The organism is Spongiibacter thalassae, assembly GCF_012272835.1.
Lineage (GTDB): Bacteria > Pseudomonadota > Gammaproteobacteria > Pseudomonadales > Spongiibacteraceae > Spongiibacter > Spongiibacter thalassae.
This window is the reverse complement of record NZ_JAAWWK010000004.1, coordinates 303,036-329,498: the sequence shown is the minus strand read 5'-3', so window position 1 is coordinate 329,498 and position 26,463 is coordinate 303,036. Positions and strand designations below refer to the sequence as shown.

At 54.9% G+C, this 26,463-nt stretch carries 18 protein-coding genes; 14 read left to right on the top strand and 4 right to left on the bottom strand.

The window, feature by feature from the left end:
• Positions 1-56: 56 nt before the first annotated feature.
• The 7 genes from HCU74_RS12740 to HCU74_RS12710 all read left to right on the top strand — a co-directional run bounded on the left by HCU74_RS12740 (position 57) and on the right by HCU74_RS12710 (position 11,771).
• Positions 57-2,444 (top strand): TonB-dependent receptor, encoded by a 2,388-nt coding sequence (locus HCU74_RS12740; RefSeq protein WP_168450794.1) that lies wholly within the window; start codon positions 57-59, stop codon positions 2,442-2,444.
• Positions 2,445-2,446: 2 nt separating this feature from the next.
• Positions 2,447-4,048: a class I adenylate-forming enzyme family protein gene (locus tag HCU74_RS12735; RefSeq protein ID WP_168450793.1), complete on the top strand. Its 1,602-nt coding sequence runs from the start codon at positions 2,447-2,449 to the stop codon at positions 4,046-4,048.
• Between the two features lie 246 nt (positions 4,049-4,294).
• Positions 4,295-5,662, top strand: a complete 1,368-nt coding sequence (gene glmU / locus HCU74_RS12730) for a bifunctional UDP-N-acetylglucosamine diphosphorylase/glucosamine-1-phosphate N-acetyltransferase GlmU (protein WP_210425264.1) — start codon at positions 4,295-4,297, stop codon at positions 5,660-5,662.
• A 38-nt stretch (positions 5,663-5,700) separates the two neighbouring features.
• The gene (gene glmS, locus HCU74_RS12725; protein WP_168450792.1) at positions 5,701-7,530 is read left to right on the top strand and encodes a glutamine--fructose-6-phosphate transaminase (isomerizing); all 1,830 of its coding nucleotides are present in this window, start codon (positions 5,701-5,703) and stop codon (positions 7,528-7,530) included.
• A gap of 145 nt (positions 7,531-7,675) precedes the next feature.
• Positions 7,676-9,163 (top strand): WS/DGAT/MGAT family O-acyltransferase, encoded by a 1,488-nt coding sequence (locus tag HCU74_RS12720; RefSeq protein ID WP_168450791.1) that lies wholly within the window; start codon positions 7,676-7,678, stop codon positions 9,161-9,163.
• A gap of 79 nt (positions 9,164-9,242) precedes the next feature.
• Entirely contained in the window at positions 9,243-10,325 is a 1,083-nt protein-coding gene (locus HCU74_RS12715; protein WP_168450790.1) for an HDOD domain-containing protein, read from the top strand.
• Between the two features lie 147 nt (positions 10,326-10,472).
• Positions 10,473-11,771, top strand: a complete 1,299-nt coding sequence (locus HCU74_RS12710; protein ID WP_210425263.1) for a mechanosensitive ion channel family protein — start codon at positions 10,473-10,475, stop codon at positions 11,769-11,771.
• Positions 11,772-11,813: 42 nt separating this feature from the next.
• Here HCU74_RS12710 and HCU74_RS12705 read toward each other — a convergent pair whose 3' ends face one another.
• On the bottom strand, positions 11,814-12,614 hold the full coding sequence (locus tag HCU74_RS12705; protein WP_168450788.1) for a cyclic nucleotide-binding domain-containing protein: 801 nt from the start codon (positions 12,612-12,614) through the stop codon (positions 11,814-11,816).
• A gap of 121 nt (positions 12,615-12,735) precedes the next feature.
• On the opposite strand from HCU74_RS12705, the gene HCU74_RS12700 reads away from it, so the two are divergent.
• The 5 genes from HCU74_RS12700 to HCU74_RS12680 all read left to right on the top strand — a co-directional run bounded on the left by HCU74_RS12700 (position 12,736) and on the right by HCU74_RS12680 (position 20,283).
• Positions 12,736-14,181: a serine hydrolase domain-containing protein gene (locus HCU74_RS12700; RefSeq protein WP_168450787.1), complete on the top strand. Its 1,446-nt coding sequence runs from the start codon at positions 12,736-12,738 to the stop codon at positions 14,179-14,181.
• A 43-nt stretch (positions 14,182-14,224) separates the two neighbouring features.
• Positions 14,225-15,508, top strand: coding sequence for a spinster family MFS transporter (locus tag HCU74_RS12695; RefSeq protein WP_168450786.1), 1,284 nt, complete (start codon positions 14,225-14,227; stop codon positions 15,506-15,508).
• A 26-nt stretch (positions 15,509-15,534) separates the two neighbouring features.
• Positions 15,535-17,124: a carboxylesterase/lipase family protein gene (locus tag HCU74_RS12690; RefSeq protein ID WP_168450785.1), complete on the top strand. Its 1,590-nt coding sequence runs from the start codon at positions 15,535-15,537 to the stop codon at positions 17,122-17,124.
• A 126-nt stretch (positions 17,125-17,250) separates the two neighbouring features.
• On the top strand, positions 17,251-19,503 hold the full coding sequence (locus tag HCU74_RS12685; protein ID WP_168450784.1) for a TonB-dependent receptor: 2,253 nt from the start codon (positions 17,251-17,253) through the stop codon (positions 19,501-19,503).
• A gap of 84 nt (positions 19,504-19,587) precedes the next feature.
• On the top strand, positions 19,588-20,283 hold the full coding sequence (locus HCU74_RS12680; RefSeq protein WP_168450783.1) for a pseudouridine synthase: 696 nt from the start codon (positions 19,588-19,590) through the stop codon (positions 20,281-20,283).
• A 41-nt stretch (positions 20,284-20,324) separates the two neighbouring features.
• Here the strand turns inward: HCU74_RS12680 and HCU74_RS12675 are convergent, their stop codons facing one another.
• Complete coding sequence (locus HCU74_RS12675; RefSeq protein WP_168450782.1) at positions 20,325-20,615, bottom strand: hypothetical protein; 291 nt, start codon at positions 20,613-20,615, stop codon at positions 20,325-20,327.
• 116 nt (positions 20,616-20,731) lie between these two features.
• Here HCU74_RS12675 and HCU74_RS12670 point away from each other — a divergent pair, with 116 nt between their 5' ends.
• Positions 20,732-21,616, top strand: a complete 885-nt coding sequence (locus HCU74_RS12670) for a LysR family transcriptional regulator (protein WP_168450781.1) — start codon at positions 20,732-20,734, stop codon at positions 21,614-21,616.
• Positions 21,617-21,627: 11 nt separating this feature from the next.
• On the opposite strand, the gene HCU74_RS12665 is transcribed toward HCU74_RS12670, so the two are convergent.
• A complete protein-coding gene (locus HCU74_RS12665; RefSeq protein WP_168450780.1) occupies positions 21,628-23,337 on the bottom strand; it encodes an EAL domain-containing protein in 1,710 nt (569 codons plus the stop codon).
• 268 nt (positions 23,338-23,605) lie between these two features.
• Between HCU74_RS12665 and HCU74_RS12660 the strand changes: the two genes are divergently transcribed.
• Positions 23,606-24,208, top strand: coding sequence for an outer membrane beta-barrel protein (locus HCU74_RS12660; RefSeq protein ID WP_168450779.1), 603 nt, complete (start codon positions 23,606-23,608; stop codon positions 24,206-24,208).
• A 6-nt stretch (positions 24,209-24,214) separates the two neighbouring features.
• On the opposite strand, the gene HCU74_RS12655 is transcribed toward HCU74_RS12660, so the two are convergent.
• Positions 24,215-26,377 (bottom strand): acetyl-CoA hydrolase/transferase C-terminal domain-containing protein, encoded by a 2,163-nt coding sequence (locus HCU74_RS12655; protein WP_168450778.1) that lies wholly within the window; start codon positions 26,375-26,377, stop codon positions 24,215-24,217.
• Positions 26,378-26,463 lie beyond the last annotated feature (86 nt).

The following is a 26,463-nucleotide window of genomic DNA, read 5'->3' as shown; positions in this document are numbered from 1 at the left end:
ACAATAATGCGAACCCCTGGTGCCTCTCAGCCCAGTCGGCGTTCAGGAGAAGCACTATGCCGGGACTACCCGTACACCCGAAGATATGTTCGCGCTTGTTGATAGCAGCGGCGGTAACCGCGCCTCTTGCTCATGCGGACTCGCCGAAAAACCCTCAGCAGAAGCGGGTTATCGAAGAGGTTATCGTCAGCGCCCAAAAGCGCGACGAGGCGATTCAGGATGTGCCTATTTCAATGTCGGTGATGGACGCTAAATTCATGACTGAACAGGGAGTAACGGATCTTCGTGAAGCGCTGCTCTATGTACCAAATGTTCAGGTAGAGCAGGCAGGCTTCTTTGCCGCTCCCCGGGCGCGCGGGTTTACCTTTAATAACAACAACAAGGCATTTGAGCCGCCGCTGGGTTTTGCCGTGGACGGTGTGCCCTATACGCGTATTCCTTATTTCCTGGCGGCAACCTTCGATTTGAAACGAATCGAGGTGCTGCGTGGCCCTCAGGGAACAACCTTCGGTAAAAACACCACTGCGGGCCTGATTCATATTATGACCCAGGATCCTGGCGAAGAATTTGAAGCCGCGCTGTCGGTGCAGGGTGGGGAGTTTGAACGGGAACGTTATGAGGCATCGATAAGTATGGCGCTGCCAAACGATGCACTGCGTTTTCGTCTGGCGGGCTTTGACGACAAGCGTGACGGATTTGTCGAAAATACCAGTGACGAAACCATTGCCAAGGCACAAACCAACTTTCGTGGCCATGATCGCGATGGCTACCGCTTTAAAATAATGGCCCCCGATTTGTTTGGCACCCAACTGAAAATCAGTTGGGAAGAAGTGAACCTCACCGATATTGGTACGGGCTTTGAAATCATCCGCGCCAATGAAGAAGTTAAGGGCTTTTTGCGCACCTATGACCCCAATGTCGACTTTGAAAAAGGAAACTATATTGCCTCGTTAGATGATAGGGACGGACGCAGTGTGCATATTGAAACCCTTACTGCGGAACTGTCAGGCAATATGGGTGAATGGGGATGGGTGCTCGTCGGCGGGCATTCATTACTTGAACAGGAATTGGCACTGGATACCGACTTTACGCCGGCACCGGCCATCTTTGGTTTGGGGGGCGACAGTTCACCCACAACGACAGCGGAATTTCGCATTATTTCTCCGGACCTCGACGGCTTCTTTGGTTTAAACCAGCTCTTTGGCAGCGACCTTGGGCGCACAGATTTTGTGGCGGGTGTGTTCTGGCAGAAGCGGGAAATCAACGACAGCTACTTTCGATTTATCTTCGATATGCCGGCTTTCCTGGGGCTGACCTCGGCCGCTGGCGGTAGCGATTCGGCCGAAGCGGGGCTCTTGTTGTCGATGCTGCCAAACACCGGAGAGGGAGATTACGTCGAAGACGTGACTCAGAACTTCAATCAATCTGCGGAATCCATTGCCGCCTTCGCCGAATTCAAATGGCATTTTGCCCAGGACTGGACCTTCCAGCTGGGCATGCGCCAAGGGGTGGAAACCAAGGAGGCTGACTGGAAACAATTTTACAATCAGCCCCAGCCCGCCGTCATTTTACCCCAGGCTGGCCTGGATGAATTCGAGGCAGAACGCAGCCAGCGCGACGAACAGTTTCAACACAAGGTGTCACTGAATTGGCAGCCTGCCGACAACCTCAGTTTCTTTATCCACCGGGCAGAGGGGGTGAAGGGCGGCGGTTTTAACGCCTTTGCATTCCGCAATGTTGAAGACGAGCTGACCTTCAAACCCGAGTACACCACAGAATGGAGTTTGAATGCGAAGACAACGTGGCTGGACAATACCCTGAAGGCCAATGTGTCACTGTTCCGCATGGATGTTGAAGATTTTCAGGTGTTAAGTCGCGACCCCGAACGTACCAATATCGGTATTGGGGTAACCCTGGTGAAGAATGCCGCCGACGCCCGCTCCCAAGGGGTAGAGGGCGACTTTACTTGGTTGCCCAATAGTTGGTTGACCTTGATAGGCACCCTCGGTTTTAACGAAACCGAGTACATAGAATTTGTCGACAACGAATGTCCGCCGGATCGCAGCAGCGAGCCAAACTGTGGCGACGCCTCGGGTAAATCCTTCCCCTTTGCGCCGGAGTGGAACAACACCCTTACCGCGATCGTTTCGCTACCGGTTTTCAGCAGCGACGTGCTATTCAATATGAGCGCAACAGTGGAGCAAATCAGCGAACAGTTTCTCGACCTCGACCTGGATGAGCGCAAGGTGCAGGAGGGTTTTGAACGCTATAAGGCCAGCGTCGGGTTTTCCAACCCGGTCCAGGGTTGGAGCTTCAAAATTATCGGCGAAAATCTGACCAACGAGCAGACCGGTATTCGCCAGGGCGACCTGTTCTCAGGAGTGTTTGTTGAAATTACTGAACAACCGCGATTGATCTACGGACAGTTTAACTGGGAGTTTTAACAATGAAGTCGGTTAACACTGTGGGCATAAATGCGACGAAGCATTTTTCTCCGGCATTTATTTCTATTGTCGAAACCATTGCGATCAACGCGCGCCACCGACCCGCTGATATTGCGTGGATCGAAGGAGAGCGTCAGATCAGTTGGGCAGAATTCGACAGCGATATTAATTGCCTGGCCAATGCGTTGTCAGCAAACGGACTGAACCCCGGCGACGCGGTGGCGCTCATCGGCGGCAGTTCTTATTGGTCGTATCGCGTCGGGTTTGCGGTAATGCGTTGCGGGGGGGTGATATGTCCGATTTCCGCGCTGCTTACCGGGGAAATGCTGGCGCGTCTCAGTGAAAATTGCGCCGCCCGGCGGCTGTTTGTCGATAGTGACTACACTGATCTGGGTGAGGCAGTGCAGCAGCATTTGCCCGCCCTGCCCACGGTATACGCGCGCTGCCCCGAGGGGAGTCATAGTGGTATTGCCTTTGATGACCTGATAGCCGATGCGTCCTTTGAGGAGCACTATCATTTGATCAGGTCGGAAGACCCGGCGAATGTAATATATTCGTCGGGCACAACCGGGCTACCCAAGGGGATTGTTCACAGCCACGGGGCGCGTGTTGGTTTTATGCACCAGTTGGGGCACGGGCTGAGATTCACCCGACGGTCCCGAACCCTTGTCGCGACGCCGATCAATAGCAATGCAACCTGGATGATGATATTTCCCGCTATATGGCTGGGGGGAACGGTGATTACCATGGGCGCATTCAATGTTGATAAATTCCTCGATGAATGCGCGCGTCTGCAACCGACGCACAGCTTTATCGTGCCAACTCAGGCGCGATTGATCTGCGAATCGCCACGATCGGCGGGCCAGGACTTCAGCCATCTTCAATGTATTGTTACTGCTGGCGCGCCAATGCCGGTTCAGCTGAAAGATGCAATGCGTGAGCGTATTGGCGAAACCTTGTACGAGCTATGGGGTTTTTCTGAAAGTGTTGGCACCATTATCGACCCGGAAGAAATGCGCGCCAGGCCGGAGTCGGTGGGACGCCTGTGGACGGGCAGCGACCTGCGTATTATCGACGAACAAGACGTGGATATTACCGGAAACGGCGTGGGCGAGATCGTGGGTCGCACCAACAGTATTATGTCGGGCTACCATTGTCGGGACGAGGCCAACGCTGAAATACAATGGCACGACAAGCACGGCAGGTTGTATCTGCGCACCGGTGACATAGGTGAACTGGACGGCGATGGTTATTTGTATCTGCGCGGACGCAAAAAAGACATTATTCTTTCCGGTGGTTTGAATGTGTTTCCTATCGACATCGAATCCACCATGCTTGAGCATAAAGCGGTGGTCGATGTGGCGGTATTCCCGATAGAGGATGAAAAATGGGGCGAAACCCCGGTGGCAGCGGTTATTCTTGCCCAGGGAAAAGCCGTTGCTGCGGATGAACTGAAATCCTGGTTGAATCAGCGCCTGGCAAAATTTCAGCGGGTCAGTGACGTCTATATTGTCGACACCGACTTTCCCCGCAACACCATGGGCAAGGTATTAAAAGCGGAATTGATCGAGCGATACTTGCAAGCCGTATCGAGCAGTTCCTGACTAATAGGAGTGACGAACGCGAGGCGGTGTATATTCCCGTCTCCCGTCCCCAAACTGACGCCAGACGGCGACAGATTTTCCTGTTTCTATAGCGGGTAAAACCGCATATAGACAGCGTTTCGACGAAAATGCTGCCGTCATCGGCAATATTCCCCGCATTGGGCTTGCGGCGCGTCAGTCGCTGGTAGCCCGTTGCGGCTTTGGTTACCATTCCCGCACATTCCGCTGAATACTCAAGGAAGTATTATGTCTCTGGAAGTGATAATTCTCGCTGCCGGTCAGGGTAGCCGCATGCGTTCCAAACTGCCCAAGGTATTACACCCCATTGCGGGCAAGGCCATGCTCAAACACGCTGTAGACGCCGCTGCCGCTACAGGTGCTGATGCTATTCATGTTGTGATCGGCCATGGCGCGGACCAGGTAAAGTCGGCGATGGCTGACAGCGGCCATGAGCTGCGCTGGGCGATGCAGAGTGAACAGAAAGGCACGGGTCACGCCGTTGCTCAGGCCTTGCCGGCAGTCGCCGACGACTCGATGGTATTGATTACCTATGGGGACGTACCCCTGATCGCTCCGGAAACTCTGGCTTCGATGTTATCCGGGAGTGAGCGCCCGCTGGTACTGTTAACCGCCACCCCGGTAGACCCCTCAGGCTATGGTCGCATTGTGCGCAACGAACAGGGCGACGTGCAGGCCATTGTCGAGCAGAAAGATGCCAGCCCGGAACAGCTGTCTATCTGTGAAGTGAATACCGGTATTATGGCGGTGTCCGCCAAGCGGCTAAAACAGTGGTTGCCGCGTTTGTCTGCCGACAACGCGCAGGGTGAGTACTATCTGACCGATATCGTTGCTATGGCGGTGGCAGACGGCGTGGAAATCGCCGTAGAGCAGCCGGCCAATCTCTGGGAAGTGGACGGCGTGAACAACCGCCAGCAACTCAATGCCCTGGAGCGGCGCTACCAGCGCAACTGCGCCGAGCAACTGATGGTTGAAGGCGCCAGCCTTGCGGATGCGGACCGTATCGACGTGCGCGGCACACTGCGGGTCGGCCAGGATGTTGTTATCGACGTCAACTGCGTGTTTGAAGGCGACGTGGTGTTGGCTGATGGCGTACAGATAGGCCCCAACTGCCATATTATCAACAGCGATATTGGCGAAAATACCGTTATTCGCAGTCACTCAGTGTTAGAAGACGCCAAACTAGCCGATAATTGCACTGTTGGCCCCTTCGCTCGCCTGCGCCCCGGCACAGACCTGGGTAGCAAAGCCAGAGTGGGTAATTTTGTTGAAACCAAAAACGCCCGAGTCGGGGTGGGCAGCAAAATCAATCATCTCAGCTATATTGGAGACGCAGAGCTCGGCGATAACGTTAATATCGGCGCGGGCACAATCACCTGCAATTACGACGGGGTCAACAAATTCCGTACGGAAATCGGCAACGGTGCCTTTATCGGTTCAAACACGTCGCTGGTGGCGCCGGTGTCAGTGGGAGAAAATGCCACTGTCGGTGCCGGGTCGACCATCACCAGTGCCGTTGCCGACAACGAACTGGGCGTGGCCCGCGGCCGGCAACGCAATATATCGGGTTGGCAGCGGCCGACAAAAAATAGCTGAAAAACCAGCAGACAACAGCGGAAAACAGGGCAAAGTCTATGTGTGGAATTGTAGGTGCGGTAGCGCAGCGTGAAGTCTCTGCCATTCTCTTGGAGGGGCTGCATCGCCTGGAATACCGTGGCTACGACTCTGCGGGTATGGCGGTCATCTCTGAATCCGGTGCTAACGACTGCCGCAAGCGGGTGGGCAAGGTGGCGGAGCTGCAACGGGCGCTGGAGTCGCAGCCTCTGCCCGGCCACACCGGTGTCGCGCACACCCGCTGGGCCACCCACGGCGAACCTTCAGAGCGCAATGCCCACCCCCATCTCTCCGGCAAATTGTCGCTGGTGCACAATGGCATTATCGAAAACCACGAAACGCTGCGGAAAAAGCTCACTGCACTGGGTTATCAGTTTGTTTCAGCCACCGATACTGAAACGATTGTTCATTTGATTCACCACCACTACAAACAACAGCGCAATTTGCTGGGTGCCGTCAAACTCGCCGTACAGGAGCTTGAAGGGGCCTACGGCATGGCGGTGATACACGCCGATGAGCCGGATAAGTTGGTGTGCGCCCGCGAGGGCAGCCCACTGGTGATTGGTGTGGGAATTGGTGAAAACTTTATCGCCTCTGACCAACTCGCGCTGCGCCAGGTTACCGACCGTTTTGTTTATCTTGAAGAAGGCGATATCGCAGAAATTTGCACGGGCCATTATCGTATCTGGGACATCAACGACGTCCCGACACAGCGAGAAATCCAGCGCATCGACACCGTGGCAGAAAGTGCCGACAAGGGTAGCTATCGCCACTACATGCTCAAGGAAATCTACGAGCAGCCCCATGTGGTAAAACGCACGCTGAGTGGCAGATTAAGTGGCGGAAAAATACTTGCTGAAATCATGGGTAGCAAGGCCAACGATATTTTCAAAAGTGTCTCCTCGGTGCAGATCGTCGCCTGCGGCACCAGCTACCATGCAGGTATGGTAGCCAAGTACTGGATCGAAGGGATTGCCGGTGTGCCCTGTCGGGTCGAGGTCGCTAGTGAATTCCGTTACCGAAAATTCAAGGTACAGGACAACACCCTGTTTGTGACGATCAGCCAGTCCGGTGAAACCGCCGATACTCTGGCCGCCCTGCGTTTAGCGAAAACCCTCGGCTATAGCGCCAGCCTTGCGGTGTGTAATGTTGCTCAAAGCTCCCTGGTCAGGGAGTCTGATCTCTATTTGATGACCGAAGCCGGGCCGGAAATCGGTGTCGCCTCGACCAAGGCCTTTACCACCCAACTGGTGGCATTGCTCCTGCTTACCGTCGCGCTGGGGCGTTATCACGACCTTGATGAACAGCAGGAGGCCAATATTGTTCAGGGTCTTCACGGCCTGCCGGAATTAATGCACGAAACCCTGGCCCTCGACCCCGCTATTAAATTGATGTCAGAGGCCTTTGCCGACAAACATCACGCTCTCTTTCTAGGGCGCGGTGCCCAGTGGCCGGTGGCAATGGAGGGGGCGCTTAAGCTCAAGGAAATCTCCTACATTCACGCAGAAAGCTATCCCGCCGGTGAACTCAAGCATGGCCCCCTGGCATTGGTAGATAGCAATATGCCGGTGGTGGCGATTGCCCCCAACGATGAACTGCTGGAAAAGCTCAAATCCAACCTTCAGGAAGTCCAGGCCCGGGGAGGCCAGCTCTTCGTCTTCTGCGACAAATCCGCTGGCTTCAGCGCGGCACCGGGGCTGGATCTTATCGCGTTGCCCCACGTCAGCGATATTATCGCGCCGATACTTTATACCCTCCCGCTACAACTATTGTCCTACCATGTGGCTATACTCAAGGGTACGGATGTAGATCAGCCGAGAAATCTCGCCAAATCTGTTACCGTGGAATAGAGCAGAGCCAGCTTGGATATAGCCAGAAAATCGGATGTTCCCCAATCTGCGTGGTGGTTGTGTACGTAAAAGAGACCCATTTCTTGGTATTTAATAGTTTTACTCAATAATTCATAGTGCACAGCACAGGGGCGGTCGAGGGCGTATGAAAAAGCTGAATATGGTTGATAAGGGCTTCCTGTTGGCAGAGAGCCGGGAGATGCCAATGCACATTGGTGGGGTGAATCTCTTTACTCTGCCGGATGGAGCCGACGAGCATGAATTTCTCCACAACCTGGCCCATACGATCCGCGATACCGACGAACTGATTACGCCCTTTGGCGATTGCCTGAAAGTGGGTCGCGCCGGAGTTGTTGGCAATGCCCAGTGGGAACCTGATCCCGCGCTCGATATGGAATACCACGTGCGTCATTCGGCATTGCCGAAACCGGGCCGTTACCGGGAGTTATTCACACTGGTGTCGCGGCTGCACGGCACTTTGCTGGAGCGCAGCCGGCCGCTGTGGGAAATGCACCTTATAGAAGGTCTGCAAGACCGCCAGTTCGCGGTTTACTCCAAAACCCATCACGCAGCGGTAGATGGCGCGCGCTCAATTCATATCAGTCGCAGCATGCTGTCTCGCGATCCGCAGCATGTGATGGACGTGTCACCGCTATCGCAAGAGTCCTGGCGGCGATATAAGCTTGCGCTGCAAAGCGGAAGACAGGATATGCCCACCGAGGAGGAGCTGCGCAATGTTGCTGATATGCTCAAGTCTACCTATGACAGCAGCGCAAACCTGTTCCGTGCGGTCAAACGATTGACCGGGGCGCTGGCAGGGGGGAGCAGCCTGAACTTGCCGCATATGCGGGTGCCGTCGAGTGTGCTCAATAGCTCGGTTGAGGGAGCACGGCGCTTTGTTGCTCAGTCCTGGCCCTTCGCCCGGATTCACCGGGTGGCCAAGGCCTATGATGGTACCTTCAACGATGCCGTGCTGGCGATGTGTTCCGGCGCCCTTCGGCAGTATTTGATTAACCACGCTGAATTACCCACCCAACAGGGCTTGAAGGCGATGGTGCCGGTGTCCTTGCGCCAGGAAGGTGACTTCGACTCCGGCAATGCAATTGCGGCTATCAGCGCGGATCTGTCCACCCATATTGCCGATCCCACCAAGCGTATACGGGCGATTATCCAGTCTGTGCAGGCGAGCAAGGCGTTTTACCGAGGCATGTCGCCCAAGGAAGTAGAGCTGGTTAGCCTACTGATGCAGTCACCCTCGATTTTGTTGACGCCGCTGGGATTGATACCAAAACTACCGCCCTACAATGTCGTGATATCAAACGTTCCCGGAATTCGTGAAACCATGTACTGGAATGGTGCGCGAATGGAGGGCTCCTATCCTATGTCGATCGTCACAGACGGCATGGCAATGAATATTACCCTTGTGACCTATGGTGATAATGTCGACTTTGGCATCGTCGCCTGTCGCCGATCACTGCCCCAGGTGCAGCGATTGATCGACTATATGGAAGACTCGCTGTGTGAACTGGAGGATGCCGCCGGATTCAATGCACGTGCCAAAAAGCCGCGACGCACTGCGTCATCCCCAGCGAAGAAGAAAGTAACCAAGGCCAGAGCGCCGTCCAAGGTATAACAGCCCGACCCAAAACGCTTTGATCTTCTTCGACTATAGTTAGGGGATAGACACCTTTCCAGCCAAGGAGGCGACAGCAGTGTTTGATTACCACGTCGAGGTGCTGTTGATTGCGGCGGGCGCAGGGCTGTTTGCTTCCGGTGTTGTCTATTTGTGGCTTGAGCGCCGCCAGGTTGAGCCTGCGGTATTCTCCGAGAGCAGCGCCGCAGGTGGTGAGGTGGTTAGCGCAAGCCCTCGGCAGAAGGGCATCAATGTTCGAGTTTTCGCGCAGATGGATGAGGCGGTGTATCGACGGGCGTTCGGCGAAGACTGCAGCGGGCAGCAGGCTCTCGATGAACCGCACGCGCAGATTTATCGGGAGGTCTGTGCCGAAATCCCCGGCGTCATCCACCAACCTGAGTATTTTCCCCGCAAGCCGTTGATCCTGCCCCAACTGCTCGCGGCCATTCGCCACGAAGAAAATTCCTTGAAGGCGCTCGTGGATATCATTATTCAGGACCCGGTACTGACAGTGGGTGTGCTGAAACAGGCCAACTCGGCTTATTATCGCGTCTCGGAGAAGCCCATTGAGTCACTGGGCAAGTCAGTGACTCTTCTCGGCGCCGATGGCCTGCGCTCGCTGGTGGCCAGCTCGCTGTTGCAACCGGTGTTTATGGTAGATAAGGGGTGCTTTGATAATTTCTCTGCCACTTACTGGTTGATGGCCCAGAACACCGCCCTCGTGGCGCAGACTTACGCCCGTGCTTCCCGTACCAGCGACAGTTTTACCGCCCATCTTCTTGGCCTGACCTACTACCTGAGCTACATCGTGATTTTCCGCCTGAGTATCGCCCGGTACAAGGCTGCGGAGCTAACGCCCCACAGCGAGACACTGATCGCGCTTATCAATAGTCATGCAGCTCCGCTGAGCGAATCCATTGCCGATGCCTGGGCGCTGCCGGTGGAAATCCGCCGAGCGCTGGGCGGCGCCAGTCCTGCCGGTGCGGACGCATCGCCACTGGGCGTCGCACTCTATGTGGGGCGGGTGTGCGCAATGGCAGTGTTGACGGATCAGGACCGTAAATCACAGGAGCAGCTGGTCGCTCAATTATTAAAAAGCAGGGGCATTCCCAATGCGGTGATAAAAACCGTTTGGCGCAAGGTACACACCCTTTATGAGTAGTGGATGACGTGGACCAAGCTATCGTTGTAGGGAGACGGAGCCGGTATCAGCGACGTGTATCGATACCGGACAATTACAGGCATTGACATCCAGACGCTATAGCTTTCCACTACGCCGATGACTCTTTGGCGGTATGGCGACCCGGAAATGGAAAAAGCGAGTTTTCTCAGTACCCTCGAACAACAGTTTTATGTCTTTTTGGACAAGTTGGTACAGGGGCAGTTGTACAGTGAAATCGGGGCGATTGTATCGGTGTACATTGTCGCGTGGCTGCTGGCGGGCCGCGTCCACAAAATGGTACCCCTGTTTCGCTCACCGCCGGAGCCCGCTGACCAACACCCGTTGAAAAGCTTTTTCTATCGCTGTGGCAAGCTGTTGTTCCCCGTATTTGCCATTATGATGCTGCGCATGTTGGTGGAACTCAGTGCGTGGTTTACCGACGACGGCTGGGTGATGCAGGCCGCTCTGGTTATCGCTATCGTCTTGGTGTTCCACTCCTTTGTAAATGTGGCGATCACAAACCGCTTGGTGGCGAACTGGTTTCGCTGGATAGCGACGCCTCTGTTGATACTGCATCTGGCCGGGCTATTGGACGATGTTGTTGCGGTCCTCGACTCTATTGCCATCGAAGTGGGCAATATCCGTGTATCCAGTTACGGCGTGCTGCGCCTGATTGTGTTTGGCTCGTTGTTATTCTGGCTTGGCCGAGTGTCCACCAATACCGGGCAAACCATTATTCGCCGCCAGGAATCCCTGGATATTCGCACCCGGGAAGTCCTCGCTAAACTATTCGAAATCGGTTCGACCATCGTCATAATCCTGCTGCTGTTACAGGTGATGGGCATCAACCTGACGGCACTGGCAGTATTTGGTGGCGCGGTCGGTGTTGGCCTCGGTTTTGGTTTGCAAGCAATCGCCTCCAACTTTATCTCCGGTATTATCATATTGCTCGACCGCTCGGTGACCGTCGGCGACTATGTCGAACTTGAGGACGGTCGCACCGGTATAGTGACCCAGCTGAATATGCGCTCGACCACCCTGGAGACCTTCGACGGCAAAGATATTGTTGTTCCCAACGAAAAATTTATCACGGCGAGCTTCACCAACTGGACTCACAAGAACAACAAGCAGCGCTATCGAGTGGACTTTTCCGTGGCCTATGCCACGGATGTGCGGGCGATGGTGGAGCTGGTGAAGGAGGCGGTCGCCGCGCACCCCCAGGTTCTCAGTGGTGACCGCGTGCCTATCGAAGAGCGCCCGGACTGTGAAATCGACAGCTTCGGTGATTCCGGCATCAATATGTTTGTTGAATTCTGGATGGAAGGTATCGACGACGGTCGCAACCGCGTTGGCGGCGACCTCCTGCTCATTATTCTGGAAACCCTGCAACAGAACGGCATTGAAATACCCTTTCCCCAGCGCGAAGTGCGCATTCTCGACCAATAGGCATGGTAGGCATGGGTCTGTCTCCGAGGACAGACCCCAATGTCAGGAAATAAAGCCTGAGCCTTTGAAGAAGGGGCTTTTCCAGCCGCCTTGCCAGGCTTCAAGGTAGGCATCGGCGTCAAAGCCGCTTTCTTTTGCTGCGGCCAGGAGCACATGCGGGTTGTGAATGGTCAAGCCATTTTTGGCGATGACGATGGTTCCGGTGCGTTCCCATTCTTTTAATATGGCATTGACCCGCTGACGCGCGCCCCCCACTCGATTGGCAATTTCTTCCTGACTGTCTGATGACTCGACAAAATACCCCTTGTCAGCACCGTTACTACCGCGCACCACCACTAGTCGTAACAAGTACACCGCCAGTCGTACTTTAAGGCTGTGCTGGGTCAATAATTCCATGCGCCCGATGGTGGCCGCGCCGCGGGCGGCAAACTCGGCATACAGCCCCTTATAGAGTCTGGGCCAGCGTTCGCCGAAGGCCATAAAATCGTCAATGCCAATACGTACCAGCGTCGATACTCTGGTCGCCGTGCAGTTGCCGTAATAGCTGGGTTTGTCGGTGAGCATAAAATGGGGAAACCAGGAGCCAACTGCCAGCTCTTCCAGCGTCATCTCCTGCCCGGAGGCCGAGGCGGTGTAAATCCGCAGCGATCCACTGAGTAGCCCGTAAATATGAGTGACAGGGTCGTTGTGCAAATACAGCGATTGCCCCTTCTCGACAGTGTGGAGCAGGCAGTGCTCGGCAAACCAACGCTTGCCTTCTTCCGGCACAAAGGCGAACCAATCCCAGCGGTTGACCAACTCCATAGCCTGTGACGTAACGGTACTGCTACCGGGCTTTTCCACGTGAACTGTCTCCAACAGGACAGCACGCCAAACCCGTGAACGCTACAGTGGCCCAGCACTGGGCACAGGCGCGGGTTTGCTTGGCTGATCTGATCTAATAACAAAAGGCTGGTTTGATTATATGTGTATTTCCAGATACGTGCAGGGAATCTCCCTGTTGTTGCTGGCCACCGTGTTGGTGATAAAGCCGCAACCGGGTCTCACAGAGGCGATAGCCAGGGTGTCACCGGAGAGCGAGGGCCTGTCTACAGAGCGCCTTGGGCGCATTGCAAAGCATATGAACAAGGCGGTGGAAAGCGGTGAGATGGTGGGTGGATTGGGTCTGCTTGCCCGAAATGGTTCCATTGTTTATTTGCAGGGCTACGGCGATGCCGATCGTCAACCGTTACGACCCATCAGCGAGGACACCTTGTTCCGCATCTACTCAATGAGTAAGCCGATCACCAGTGTCGCGGTGCTGATGCTCTATGAAGAAGGCCATTTTGCATTGAATGACCCTATTGCTCGCTATCTGCCGGAATTGGCTGGGTTGCGGGTAGCTGTGTCTACTGGCGACGGCGCTGCACCGGGCCCTGACGAACATGGTGTGTCTGACGGAACCGACATCCGCGAGCGTCATACCACGACCTCGGCGGCGATGGGGAAAACCCGCGCCGCCAGCCGCCAACCGACGATTCACGACCTGCTTGGGCACACCTCTGGTTTGACCTACGGTCTGCTGGGCGACTCTGAGGTAGACCGTCTCTACCGCAGCGCAGGCATTGGTTTGATGAGCACACTTTCACTGGAAGAATTGGTGCGGCGTCTGGGCCGGTTGCCACTGCAATATGACCCTGGTACACGCTGGCACTACAGTGTGGCGACCGATGTACTGGGGCGACTGGTAGAGGTTGTAGCCGGGCAAGCCTTTGACGAGTTTCTACAGCAACGCTTGTTTGCGCCACTGAAGATGGTTGATACCGGCTTCACGCTGAACGAGACGCGACGCCAGCGACTGGCTCAGCTCTATTCGCCACCTGGTGTTGATCTCAACGACCCCGCGTCTATTTTAAAGGGCATGCAATCTCCGGAATTGGTCGAAGCTGATCCCGAATTTGACACCAACTACCGACCCGGTGCGGCGTTGAAAAGTGGTGGCGGCGGTTTGCTCAGCACAATTGGCGACTATCTGCGTTTCTGCCAAATGCTGCTGAATGGCGGCGAGCTGGACGGGGTCCGCATTCTGTCACCCAAAACTGTGCAGTTGATGACGCGTAATCATTTACCCGCGACTGGCGAAGTTATGGCTCGCAGTGGTACGGGCTTTGGTCTCGGTGTGGCAATTGCTATCGATCAGGGAGCCATCGGCGAGCTGGGTAGTAACGGTGAGTACAACTGGGGCGGCGCGGCGGGTACAAAGTTCTGGATCGATCCTCGGGAAAAACTGATTGGAATATTCATGACCCAAAGCCTTCCCCACGCGAGCCAGATAGGTGTTGATTTCAAATACTTGAGCTATCAAGCCATTATCGATAGTTATGAAGATATTACGTCCAATGTAAAAGAACATCGTTGGTGGCGGCGTTGAGCGATGCGCTTAACAAAAATAACAATACAACAGAGGCGCGATTATGAATGCCAATAACGGTGGTAAATCGGAGAAGAGTTCGGCTTACTACGCTCTGGGGGTACTCACCCTTGTATACAGTTTTAATTTTATTGATCGTCAATTGCTGGCCATTCTTCAGGAGTCAATAAAGGCGGACCTGAGCTTGAAGGATGCGCACTTGGGCTTGCTCACGGGCTTTGCCTTCGCCGCCTTTTACGTCACCGCCGGCATTCCCATCGCACGTTTGGCGGATCGTTCCAATCGTCGGAATATCGTTGCCCTGGCAGTGTTCACCTGGAGCTTTATGACCAGTATCAGCGGTATGGCACAGAATTTTGTGCAATTGCTGTTGGCTCGAATCGGTGTTGGTGTTGGTGAAGCAGGGGGCAGTCCTCCTTCCCATTCAATGATTTCAGACCTGTTTCCTCCCCAGAAGCGGGCCACCGCTATGGGGGTATATTCAACAGGGGTGAATATCGGCATTCTTTTCGGCTTTTTACTGGGGGGATGGCTGAATGAATTTTTCGGCTGGCGGATCGCCTTTGTGGTAGTGGGTGTGCCGGGCATTCTTCTGGCATTGCTGGTGCGCTTCACCCTCGCTGAGCCACGGCGGGAAATTTCCATGAGGACCGCTCAAGCGGCGGAACCAAGCAGCTTGAAAAAGGTGTTGGCGCTGTTGTGGTCGCGCAGTTCATTTAGGTATCTCGGATTAGCATCTGCGCTCAACGCCTTCGCTGCCTACGGCATTGCCAACTGGACCGCGTCATTTATGATTCGCAGCCACGGCATGGAAACCGGCGAATTAGGCACCTGGCTGGCGTTTATCCTCGGGGTGGCGGGTGCAGTGGGGGTAGTGAGCGGCGGTGTGTTGTCAGACAAGTTAGGCCGCAATGACAAACGCTGGTACGTATGGCTTCCGATGTTGTTTCTGCTGGTGGCGGCGCCCTTTACTGCGGTGGCCTTCAGTGTCGATTCTCGCTACTACGCGCTGCTATTGCTGTTTATTCCCGGCGCGGTACTCAATGCCTACCTGGGTAATGTGATTGCGGTAACCCACGGCTTGGTACCCTCTGATATGCGGGCCACCGCTTCTGCTGTGCTGTTTTTTATCATCAATATATTGGGGATGGGGTTGGGGCCGTGGACGGTAGGTATTGTCAGTGATCTGCTTACTCCGACATGGGGCGATGCCGCCCTCGGCGTTGCGCTCGGCTCGGTTGTTCCTCCGGCAATGTTGCTTGGCGCGATATGTTTTTATGCTGCCTCTCGTCGATTACGCGACGACCTGGCTGCGGTGCACAAGTAACTCAACTTTTTTTCGGTAGAGCAATTATGGATGGCTTGTCTTATTTTTTACGTAGTTTATTTTCGGCTTTGGTCTTGCTGGCGGTCGCTGATGCTATCGCGACGGAGGATTCAGGATCGGCAACTGCGTCAACATCAAGGGATTACACCTCGGTCATACATACCGCAGCAGGGCAGCTTCGGGGCTTTAGTGCCTCAGGCGTTGAAGGCTTTCTGGGTATTCCCTATGCGGCACCGCCAGTGGCCGATTTGCGCTGGCAGGCCCCTCGGGATGCCTCGCCGTGGCAAGGAGTGCTGGACGCCACTCGCTTTGGATCTGCCTGCGCGCAGTTCGGCAACTTCTACACCAGCAACGAGCCGGAAACCTTTGAGCAGCCCTACGGCAGTGAAGACTGTCTCTACCTGAATGTGTGGAAGCCGGCGTCCGCCGAAAAGCGTCCGGTGCTGGTGTTTATTCACGGCGGCAGCGCAGTGCACGGTGCCGCATCGCTGCCGCTCTACGACGGCCAGCGGCTGGCGAAGGAACTGGACGTTGTATTTGTCAGTATAAATTACCGACTCGGCTTTCTCGGCAACCTGCACTTGGCCGCTCTGCATAACGATGATCCGTCAACGAACTCGGGTCACTTCGCCTTGCTGGATCAGATCAAGGCGCTGGAGTGGGTGCAGGGGAGTATAGGACGTTTTGGTGGTGATACTGATAACGTCACAGTGATGGGGCATTCAGCGGGGTGTGCCAGTATCTGGTCACTGATGAGTTCGCCCCTGGCCAGCGGTACCTTTCACAAAGCCATTTGCCTTTCCGGTATTCCCCTGGAAAACACGGCCAGTCAGCAGCGCGATACCTCCCATCGCTTGCTGGCTAATCTGCTGCTTAAGGATAAGCTGATCAATTCTGCCGAGGCGCTGCCGGACTATCTGAACGTGCAAAAGGCAGGCGAACTGAGAGAGTATCTTTATCTCAAAACCACCGAGGAGATTACTGCCGCCGGTCAGGGCATAACAATGACAAGCAATGCAGTTGATGGGCATGTGGTGACCACTGAGGCAAGCGAAGCGGTAGTTAACCCAGTGCCGACCCTGATGGGACAGACCCTTGATGAGGCGCCGTTGTTATTGCTGCACGGCATGGCTAACCGGCGCTATAGCGGTCTGTGGGAATTGATCCATTGCGACTGTGAGTTTGAACCACGAACGCTGTTTGACAGCCGTTATCAGTACGCCAGGTTCAAGCTGAGCGCATGGGTGGTGAATCGAATATTGCTGGGCAAGGTGGATGATGGCGCCGATATGCTCAGTCGCTACAGCGGTGCACCGGTCTACCGGTACAGCTTTGAATGGAAAAACATGCCGGAGCCCTGGCGGTCTTTAGTTGGGGCCTACCACGGCGTCGATATCCCCTTTGTGTTCGGTAACTTCGGTATCGGCAGTCGAAATTTTACCCACTTTACCTGGCCGCTTAGCTCCGGTGAAGAGCGGGAAGCCCTGCACCGACAGTTAATGTTGGGGTTCAAGGGCTTTGTTGAATCCGGCGATCCGAGTCATTATCCGGCGGGGCTGCGCTGGCCGAGTTGGGCAGAATACCGGGAGATGGCGGTGATTAGCGGTGATAGATAGAACCAGGCGGCATCGCTCAGTGCCGCCGCCCGGTTTTTTTGCAATGCTGTCTCAAAGGTGACTGAATCGAAATACCCAGCAGCGGATACTATCGCCACGCTGCTGCAACCAACTGCGAGAAATAAGATGAATAATCCGCACAACAGGCTATTTTCCACGCGACTGTCTATAGTGGCCGGGTTAGTGCTGGCCTACTCCGACCTCGGTTATGCTGAGCCGCGCAAGGCGCCGCAAATAGAGGAAGTCCTGGTTACCGCCACTAAAAGAACGGAAAACCTTCGGGATATTCCCGCGTCGATTGCGCATTTTTCCGGCGCTGCACTGGAGGAGCAAGGCAAAATGAATCTTGCAGAATTTCTGCAGGAAACGCCGGGGGTGGTTATCAACAGCGCCACGCCCGGGTTTATGCGAATTTCCGTGCGGGGTATTGGTATCGATAACAGCCCAACTGCCACGATCCCTTCGCCAGTGGGTATTCTGGTTGGTGATACCTCATTTACTGACCCCTATATCGGCAGTATTACCCCTGATCTCAGTGCCTTTGATCTGGCCAGCGTAGAGGTATTGAAAGGGCCACAGGGTACGGTATTTGGCGGCGCGGCTCTCTCCGGTGCGGTGCGCTATGTGTTGCAGGATCCCCATTTCGAGGGAGTGGAAGCGAGGGCGTTTGCGCAGCGTACCGACGTCGATCACGGCGGTGTGGCGACGACCTCCGGGGTAGCGGTTAATATTCCGCTGTATAAGGACACTCTGGCCGCACGTGTAGGGTACGTGAAACGCGCCTATCCCGGTCTCTACGACAACCGTCGCAGCGGGGAAGACGATGTGAACGACGGTGGTGGTGAGCAGCGCCGTGCGCTGGTGAAATGGTTACCGACAGACAGGATGTCATTGAAACTGACCTATCTGGATCAGGACTACGAGGTTGATGATGCGGTGTTTATCGCCGATAACCGTGAGGATCGCAGCCTTGACGATGTGTTGTTGGACCAACCCGGCAATCACGATTTTTCCCTGGCCAGCCTGGAGCTGGGCTACGAGTTTGATACGTTCAGTGTGATGGCCTTGAGTTCGAAGGTCAGCAAGAACGTGTACAGCTTCAGCGACATCTCCGCTACCTTTGCGTCGCCACCGGAAGGGCCAGGTGAGAATCAGGCTATTTTCCTGGCGTTTAATCACAATGGTGAGGCGACCTCCCATGAGCTGCGCTTTCAGTCCAGCGGTGATTGGTGGATGGACTGGATCGTGGGTGTGTACAGCTACGATTACGAAATGTTCTTTGATATTTACGTGAATACGCTGCGTCAGCAAGATGTCAACGATGTGCTGATTCCGGTGCTCGGCACGACAGGTGGTGATGTCGCTCAGGAAACCTCTGTGCTCTATGCCTTTAACAACGCGATTGCAACAGAGGAGGCGATATTCTTTGATTTCTCCAAGACCTTTTGGGAACGCCTGAAGGTTTCGGCGGGTGCGCGCTTTTATGAAACCGTTGTCGAGGGCGGGTATACCGGCTACGGTGCGCTGGCGCGAGCGGCTAATAATGGGCAGGAAGTGGACATCTATGAGGAAATTCTGGAAGACGGCGTTAGCCCCCGCTACTCGGTTAAATACGCGCTGACGGACGAGGTGTCGGTCTATGCCCAGGCGGCCAAGGGCTTTCGTTTTGGCGGCATTCAGACGATTCCGCCCAGTGAGTCCGAGGGCGTACCATCCACCTACAAATCTGACAAGCTCTGGAATTACGAGTTGGGTTTCAGGTCTACCTGGTTTGATAACTCATTGTTGCTTGATGCAGTGGTATTCGAAATTGACTACAAAGATCCCCAGATCCAGCAGCAAACGGAAACGACCCGTCTCGGTTTTAAAAACAACGTGGGTGGTGCCGAGAGTAATGGCTTTGAGGTCAGCCTGAAATGGGTGACTCCGATTGTCGGTCTCGTTCTGGCCCTAGATGGTGGTAAAGTCGATGCCTATACCACCGAGCCATTCGAGGACGCCAGCGGGAATATGATCGCCGCTGGCACGCAAATGCCCGGCGCAGCAGACTCTCAGTATTCGGCTTCGGCGTCCTACTTCAGCCAGGCGTGGGGTGTCGATTACAACACCTATATCAACTACAACTATATCGGAAAAAGTTTCGGGGATCTGGCACAGACGGAGGCGGTCAATGATTTCGCCACACTTAATGCCGGTATCTCCCTGAGCATGGAACAGTGGCGCTTTAAACCTCAACTGGCGGTTAATGTTACCAATATTCAAGATGTTACCGAGCCGATAGGCGGCTCATCACGAACCCTCTCTACCGGAGAGGAGCAGGCGCTGTTTACCCTGAATGCGCCGCGAACGCTGAATGCGCGGCTGTCCTTTGAGTTCTGACCTGCCGCGTTAGGGTTGAAACTTCGTTGGGGCAGCGCACGACCCGTCCTGTCCCTCTCAGCCTGTTCGCGATTACAATATGGTATGACATTCGCCACCACCAGACTCGACCGCTTTATCGCCCGGAACACCGCCTTTAACAAGTCGACGGTGAGGTTATTACTGGCCCAGCGGCGGGTGGTGGTTAACGGTCAATTCGCTAACTCTATTCAACAGCAGGTTACTCCCTTCACCCACGTGGAAGTGGATGGCCTGTGTCTTAATAACCATACCCCCCTCTATATTATGCTGAACAAGCCCAAAGGTGTGGTGTGCGCGACGCGTGACGATCGGCATACTACGGTGGTGGATTTGCTCGATCACCCTCGACGGGACGAACTGCATATCGTCGGTCGCCTGGACTTCAATACCACTGGCCTGGTGTTGTTGACCAATGACGGCAACTGGTCGAGACGCATCAGTTTGCCGCAAACCAAACTGCCAAAAACCTACGAAGTGGTGCTGTCCAAGCCGGTAACAGCGGACTATATTTCGGTGTTCCAGCAAGGGATATATTTCGCCTATGAGGGGATTCATACCCAGCCCGCTCGGCTTGAAATTACCGGAGAATTCTCCGCCAGACTGACTCTGACCGAGGGCAAGTACCATCAAGTGAAGCGAATGTTTGGCTATTTCCAGAACGAGGTGCTTTCACTTCACCGAGTGTCTGTGGGCGACTTTACTCTGGATGACCTCGCAGCGGGGGAGAGTCGGGAATTGCTGATAGCGCCAGCGGGCTAACGGGCGGCCTTCGCCACCCGTCAAGGCCCTGAGTGGCGGGCTTAGCTGGTCCGCTCAATTTGCAGAATTTCCCGAGTTTGCGGGTTGATATGGCAGGTAGCGTTAAAGGGTGATTTGCCTTTCTCAAAAACCTGCAATTTAACCTGCTTGTGCTGGTTCGAGCCCTGAATTCCCTTGAAACGGGCCCGCGCCGGAGAGTCTTCCGCGCTGAATTCACTGACCGCGTTCGTCTTGCACTCCTTGATGAGCACTTTGGTCGAGGCACCACCGGCATTCGCCGCGGAAGTGAAGGCCAGTGAGAGGCTGATAAGCAGTGTATTGATCGTTTTCATGGCACATACCTGTGTTGAGTGAGGGGGCAGGTCGTTATTTGCTACGACCTTGGAGCTAGTGTAAGTTGTGCGATATTGTTTATAAATATCCATAAATACACATAGTAGGTGCAAAAATGCACGGCCTGAATTGGAATGATGTCCACTACTGTCTGGCGGTGATTCGCGAAGGCTCGGTGACCGGGGCGGCAAAGCACTTGGGGGTTAACCACACAACGGTGTCGCGACGAATCTCTGCCCTGGAAAAGCGTCTCAATGCGCCGCTGTTCGACCGCTCGACCTCTGGTTGGTTGGTCACTCCCCTCGGTGAATCCATATTGCCCAACCTTGAGCAAATGGCCGAGGCCGCGCAGGCTATCGAGCGCGGGGTGTATGCTGATCGGCAGGAGCTCAGCGGAACCCTGCGAATTACTGCGGTAGACGTCTGTATACAGCGAATTTTGCTACCTGGCTTAAAGGACTTTGCCGAGCAATACCCGAATATCGATGTTGAATTGCTGGCGTCAGGGGAGTCTCTGGATCTGTCGGTACATGCTGCGGATATCGCCTTTCGCAATACCAATAATCCGCCCCCGGATGTGGTGGGCACGAAATTCGCAGATTTGCACTATGGGGTATACGCTCGCCGTGATGTGTGGGCGGCCTATCAGCAGGGTGATGACAATGTTGGCGCGGTGTCGTGGATGCTGGATGGCAATGCCCGGCCAGGATGGTTGCAACAAAGCTACCCATCGATGCCGGTGCGCTATCGCTCGAATTCACTGAATGTGGTTTACGACCTGGTGCAGCAGGGCCACGGTATTGCCGAATTGCCCTGTTCCATGGGCAACTCCCACCCCGAACTGGTCGCGGTGCCAGCGAAGGGAGTTTCCGAGCCGACAGGTTTCTGGCTGCTCTCCCACATCGACCTGCGCACGACGGCGAGAATCCGTATCTTTCGCGATTTTATGCTGGAGTATATTCAGCCCTTTGTGGCGCGACTGGAAAATCGCAGTCCATAGTGTTGATTTGGCTATCCAACCAGATTTTCGATCGCCTGGGGTACGCCCACATGATAGCCCTGAATGTAGTCGACGCCCATTGATCGCAGTAGCGATACGGTTTCCTCACTTTCGACATATTCTGCAATGGTTTTTTTACCCAGGGTGTGGGCGAGGTGGTTGATTGCCGAGGTGATGGCTTCGTTGACTTTATCGTGTTGTAGATTCTGAATAAAAACGCCGTCTATTTTTAAATAATCGAAAGAAAAATGTTTTAGATAGGCGAAGGAAGAATGTCCTGTGCCGAAGTCGTCGATCGCAATTTTGAAGCCCTTTTGGTGCAATAATTTAACAAAACCTATGGCACTTTCCAGATTGATTACCGCAGCAGTTTCGGTAATTTCAAAACAAAAATTCTCGGGGTTCAAGCCTGCCGACGCAAAGGCCATATTAATATAATCTGCCATCTTCACGTTGCGCAAGGAATTGGCAGAAAGGTTAATAGAGCAAAGATTCAGCTTTTCAGTAATGTGCGGGTTCTGGCTAAAAAACGCCACCGCTGCGTCGATTACCCAGCGGTCAATTTTTTCACTTAGAATATATTTTTCAGCGGCATTAAGCATATGAACCGGCGAATGATGTTGGTTATTTTCGTCGATTACACGCAGTAATAATTCAAAGTGCAGTCCCGTCTTGTCGTCGTTGATTGAGCGGATGGTTTGATAATAAAGTCGCAGGCGTTGTTGGGAAATCAGTGTGTTGATATGACTGAAGTAGCCCATTTCCTCGAGTCTTTTTTGTAACTCAGGATCGTCTATCGACGAGATATAAACACTGTCGCGTCCTTGCTCCTTGGCGATTTTTGTCGCGATTTCGATCAGCCGCATAAGCATATTGGCGTCGGCGGCGGGCGAATGCAGGGGAATCGCACCGATGCTCGCGGTAACGTCAAAGCGGTTGCCCTGCCAGGAGAAATCGAGGTGGGCAATATCCCGACGAATAGCGTCGATCAGAAAGTTGACTTTCTGGCTGTCGCAGTTCAGCAGATACATCACAAACACATCATTCGAGGTGCGTGAAACAATGTCGTTGTCGCGACTGTAAACCTGTAAAATATTGGCTATTCGTCTGAGCAGCGCATCGCCGGCGACGAAACTGTGCAGCTCGTTCAAGAGATGAAAATGATTGATGTCCAGGCACAAAATGACATCGCGGCGTTTATTCGCATCGGTCAGGGCGTCGGCCAATTTTTCCTTGAAAAAAGCGCGGTTGGCGAGCCCGGTGATGGTGTCAGTATTCTTGTGGAGGTCGATTTCCACTTCGAGCGACAGGCGTTTTTTTTCCGCTTCAAGGCGTGTACGGAACAGTGTGCTCCCTTCGTCAATGGCGCGGCGCAGTTCGGTGGCAGGGCAGGGTTTACGCAAAAAGCGGAATACATGGCCGGTATTGATCGCGTGTTGAGCCGCGTCCTGGTCCAGCTCTTCGGTGAGCATGATCAATACAACCTGGGGGCACTCGACCTGTACACGTCGCAGTAGCTCTATGCCATTGAGATCAGGCATACTCATGCTCGTGACGAGCACGGCGATATCCTGACGCCGGGCGAGAATGGCAAGTGCTTCAGCCCCGCTTTGGGCTGTGACAATATTGCAGCCCCTGAGATCACGCTGATAAAGGGCCAGCCCCTGCGGGTCATCATCGACCAGCAGACATGCGAGGTGATCCTTGGGGCTTGCGCTCATGGCAGTGTCCTATGGCAGTGTAACGCCTCGCGGAAGTTTGCTGGCAGCTCCATAACGCCTTCGCGTAGTCCAGCCGTCAGTATTTTATTTATAGCAGAGCTTTACGCGATCGGCCAAGCTCGGTGAGCCTTGGTTGTTAATGTGTTGTAACCCTATTGTACTTGCAGAATGTCAATAGGGGCTAGTCCCTATAATGAGGCAGGTCGGGCGCTTGCTATTGTTGGCGGGTTTTGAGCAGATCAAACTGCATCTATACATGGAGCGTAAAATGAACAGGATTTTCCACGCCGCACTGACGGTGCCGCTGTTGTGTCTACCCGGGGCCGTTTATGCCCAATATGAATCAGCCTATATTATATTCAGTGGGGGCTTCAGCGAGGCTGATATCGACTATGACGCGATGTCAGCCACCTTGAACCAGTCTGGTGCGGGGATTACGGCGGTAGACGCTGATAACGAAGACCAGGTTCTGCGTATCACCGGAGGGCTGTCGTTTAACCCCTATCTGGCGCTGGAGGCGTCCTATATCAACCTGGGACGCTACGACGCCGATTACACTTCGACAAATGGCAACTTTTCCTCGGAGTTCGATCTGCATGGCTTGTTGGTTGGTTTTCGCCTTTCCACTTCATTCAGGGCGCCGATAGCGGCGTATCTCAAGGGCGGTATCAACCGTTGGACCAACGACAGCACGATAAGAAACGCTGCGGGGGAAACCCATGGCACCGAGAAGGACTACGATCCCTATGCGGGGGTGGGCTTGTCCTTTGTGTGGCAGCCGCAAAGCAGGATCAACCTCGGTGTAGAGCGCTATCAAATTGACGAGGTGGATATTGATGTGGCGGCACTGGAGTTATTTGCCTATTTTTAGCGCCGGCTAAGCTGCGCCCGGCGAGTTCTCACTGCCCCTGAGCAAGGCTCGCAACAGGCGCAGCTTCAGGGGTAGCTCGCCCTGTAAATTCAGTACATCGACGGCCTCTGATTCACGCGCAGTGGCACTCGAGGACCGGCCAAAACCCCGCATCAACGCCCTTATTCTTGCCGAAGGGGCCAAGGCATTAATCTGCTTCAGCCGCCTCGCGGTGCGCAGCTCCCGATCGGTGAAGTCGCAGCCAAAGGGGTAAGCGGGAAGATCCTCACCGGCCCGCGCTACCAGCTCGGTGACCCTGTTAGGCAGGTTGTGCCTGTAGCGGGGGTCGAGTTGATAGTCGGCGCTTAACAGGCCCTGCTGCTTAGCCTGGGCGATCAGGTGTTTTTGAAAGCGTGAATCGGCGATTTCAATCAACGACGAACAGACTTCACCATCGGTCCTGGCGCGCAGGTCGGCGACGCCGTATTCGGTAATTACAATGTCCCGCAGGTGCCGCGGAATCGTACAGGCACCGTAGGCGGGTACAATATTGGACACCGGTTTGCCGTCCTGGGTGCGGCTGGCGCGGATCATCAAAATAGAGCGACCGCCGCCACTGCTTCCCGATTCGTCGAGTTGCGGCTGTAGCTGGTGGGCCATCGCCACGAAGTTGTATTGTCCCCCGACCCCGGACACTACCTGCCCGTTTTCCAGGGTGTCCGAGGCCACTGCGCCGTTCAATGATACATTCAGGCCGGTATTAATAAATCGTGCATCCCGTCGCTGGGCGCGGTACAACCGCGGGTTTAAATCAAGCTGGTTGATTTTATCCACCCCGCACATCGACAGCAGGCGGCGTCGGTCGGCTGGCATTTCCCGCAGGCTGCGATAGAACCAGTCACTGCCGAGAAAAAACCCGCCGTGGAGCACACAGCCATTGCGTAATGCCGTGCCAAGGCAGTGCTCCGCCATAAAGGCGCGGCTGTCGGGGTTGGCGACATTGGCAAAGCAGGATGCGCCGCTGTCGTTGTAAATCTGTCCCTCGGCATAGCGACAGTTGTCGTGAAAAAACCCGTGGTGCTGGAGCACGGTAAAATCCTTGCCTCGCAATTCTCTTACCCCCAGCTCTGCCAGCTGTTCAAGGTTTTTCGGGTCCAGTGCCCGGGGCTTGCACAGACCCTCGTTGATCAGTATCTGCAAGGCCCAGAAATCGTAGACCTGGCGGCGCAGAATCCCGCCGTTGAACAGGTGGAGAAAGCCCTCGACAAACATTTCTGTTGCGGCGTACAGGCCCTCGGTAAAAGGAGCGGTGCCGCCAATGCTGTCTATAAGCGGCCCGCCTATATCGGCGTTGCGCAAAAGCTGTTGATAGGCGGTGTTATCGCGGTGTCGCAACAGCAATGACTGCACGATGGCATCGCCCATTGAGCCAATACCGAGCTGGAGTGTGCCGCCGTCTTTGACCAGGGCGCTGGCGCGCAGGCCGATCAGATAGTCAGGGGCGGGAATGGGCAGCAATCGGGGCACCGGAAACAGGGCCTCGCCGGGCCCCTGCTGAGCAATAATATGATCGAAATCCTTTCGGTTGAGCTCGGCATCGCCAAACATATAGGGCATGTCCGGGTGCACCACTGCTACTCGGCTAAAGGGGCGGCCCGCACTGCGCAAATGCCGCACCAATTCGTCGGAGGTGTCGGGGTTGCAGCCGGTGCTAAGGCGTTGTGGGTGTTCCGGGTTTTGCGCTACGAGCTGGATCACCAGATTGCAGCCCCGCGCCGCGACATCCCGCGCCGCATGAGTGTAATTCGAGGAAATATAGCTGCGCTGGGCGGTGGCATTACCCAGCTGACTGCCTGCTCGAAAGTAAAATTCGTGTACTTGAATATTCGCTGGCAACGCTTGTGCGCGCAGGGCAGAAAGGTAGAGCGGCTCGCGGTAGTCGCCATAAAAGCGGGCAAACACCGGCTCCAGCAGGCGGGACTTTATCGGATCGTGCTCGCTGGGGCGCTCCAGACTCAGGGCAGTGAGAATCGTCAGCGAAAGGGAAGGATCGGCGCTGGCGCGCCGATACAGGGCATCGATCAGGCCGATGGGCTTGCCCAGCCCCAGGGGCAGTGCTACCCGTATGTCGGCACCCAGCTCATGAAAAAGTGTTTCCGCGCAGGTGTCGTAGTTGCTGCCTCTGGTCATATACCGCTCTCCGTCCCGGTGCCGACATCACATCGGCACACACAATACCGTCCATCCTAGCGCAAAGGCGGGGGGTATGTGCCAGT

What these genes read in the sequence shown, in the direction of transcription:
- HCU74_RS12740 (WP_168450794.1), top strand. Translation starts at nt 57, where the DNA reads ATGCCGGGACTACCCGTACACCCGAAGATATGTTCGCGCTTGTTGATA.
- HCU74_RS12735 (WP_168450793.1), top strand. Translation starts at nt 2,447, where the DNA reads ATGAAGTCGGTTAACACTGTGGGCATAAATGCGACGAAGCATTTTTCT.
- glmU (WP_210425264.1), top strand. Translation starts at nt 4,295, where the DNA reads ATGTCTCTGGAAGTGATAATTCTCGCTGCCGGTCAGGGTAGCCGCATG.
- glmS (WP_168450792.1), top strand. Translation starts at nt 5,701, where the DNA reads ATGTGTGGAATTGTAGGTGCGGTAGCGCAGCGTGAAGTCTCTGCCATT.
- HCU74_RS12720 (WP_168450791.1), top strand. Translation starts at nt 7,676, where the DNA reads ATGAAAAAGCTGAATATGGTTGATAAGGGCTTCCTGTTGGCAGAGAGC.
- HCU74_RS12710 (WP_210425263.1), top strand. Translation starts at nt 10,473, where the DNA reads ATGGAAAAAGCGAGTTTTCTCAGTACCCTCGAACAACAGTTTTATGTC.
- HCU74_RS12700 (WP_168450787.1), top strand. Translation starts at nt 12,736, where the DNA reads ATGTGTATTTCCAGATACGTGCAGGGAATCTCCCTGTTGTTGCTGGCC.
- HCU74_RS12695 (WP_168450786.1), top strand. Translation starts at nt 14,225, where the DNA reads ATGAATGCCAATAACGGTGGTAAATCGGAGAAGAGTTCGGCTTACTAC.
- HCU74_RS12690 (WP_168450785.1), top strand. Translation starts at nt 15,535, where the DNA reads ATGGATGGCTTGTCTTATTTTTTACGTAGTTTATTTTCGGCTTTGGTC.
- HCU74_RS12685 (WP_168450784.1), top strand. Translation starts at nt 17,251, where the DNA reads ATGAATAATCCGCACAACAGGCTATTTTCCACGCGACTGTCTATAGTG.
- HCU74_RS12680 (WP_168450783.1), top strand. Translation starts at nt 19,588, where the DNA reads ATGACATTCGCCACCACCAGACTCGACCGCTTTATCGCCCGGAACACC.
- HCU74_RS12675 (WP_168450782.1), bottom strand. Translation starts at nt 20,615, where the DNA reads ATGAAAACGATCAATACACTGCTTATCAGCCTCTCACTGGCCTTCACT.
- HCU74_RS12670 (WP_168450781.1), top strand. Translation starts at nt 20,732, where the DNA reads ATGCACGGCCTGAATTGGAATGATGTCCACTACTGTCTGGCGGTGATT.
- HCU74_RS12665 (WP_168450780.1), bottom strand. Translation starts at nt 23,337, where the DNA reads ATGAGCGCAAGCCCCAAGGATCACCTCGCATGTCTGCTGGTCGATGAT.
- HCU74_RS12660 (WP_168450779.1), top strand. Translation starts at nt 23,606, where the DNA reads ATGAACAGGATTTTCCACGCCGCACTGACGGTGCCGCTGTTGTGTCTA.
- HCU74_RS12655 (WP_168450778.1), bottom strand. Translation starts at nt 26,377, where the DNA reads ATGACCAGAGGCAGCAACTACGACACCTGCGCGGAAACACTTTTTCAT.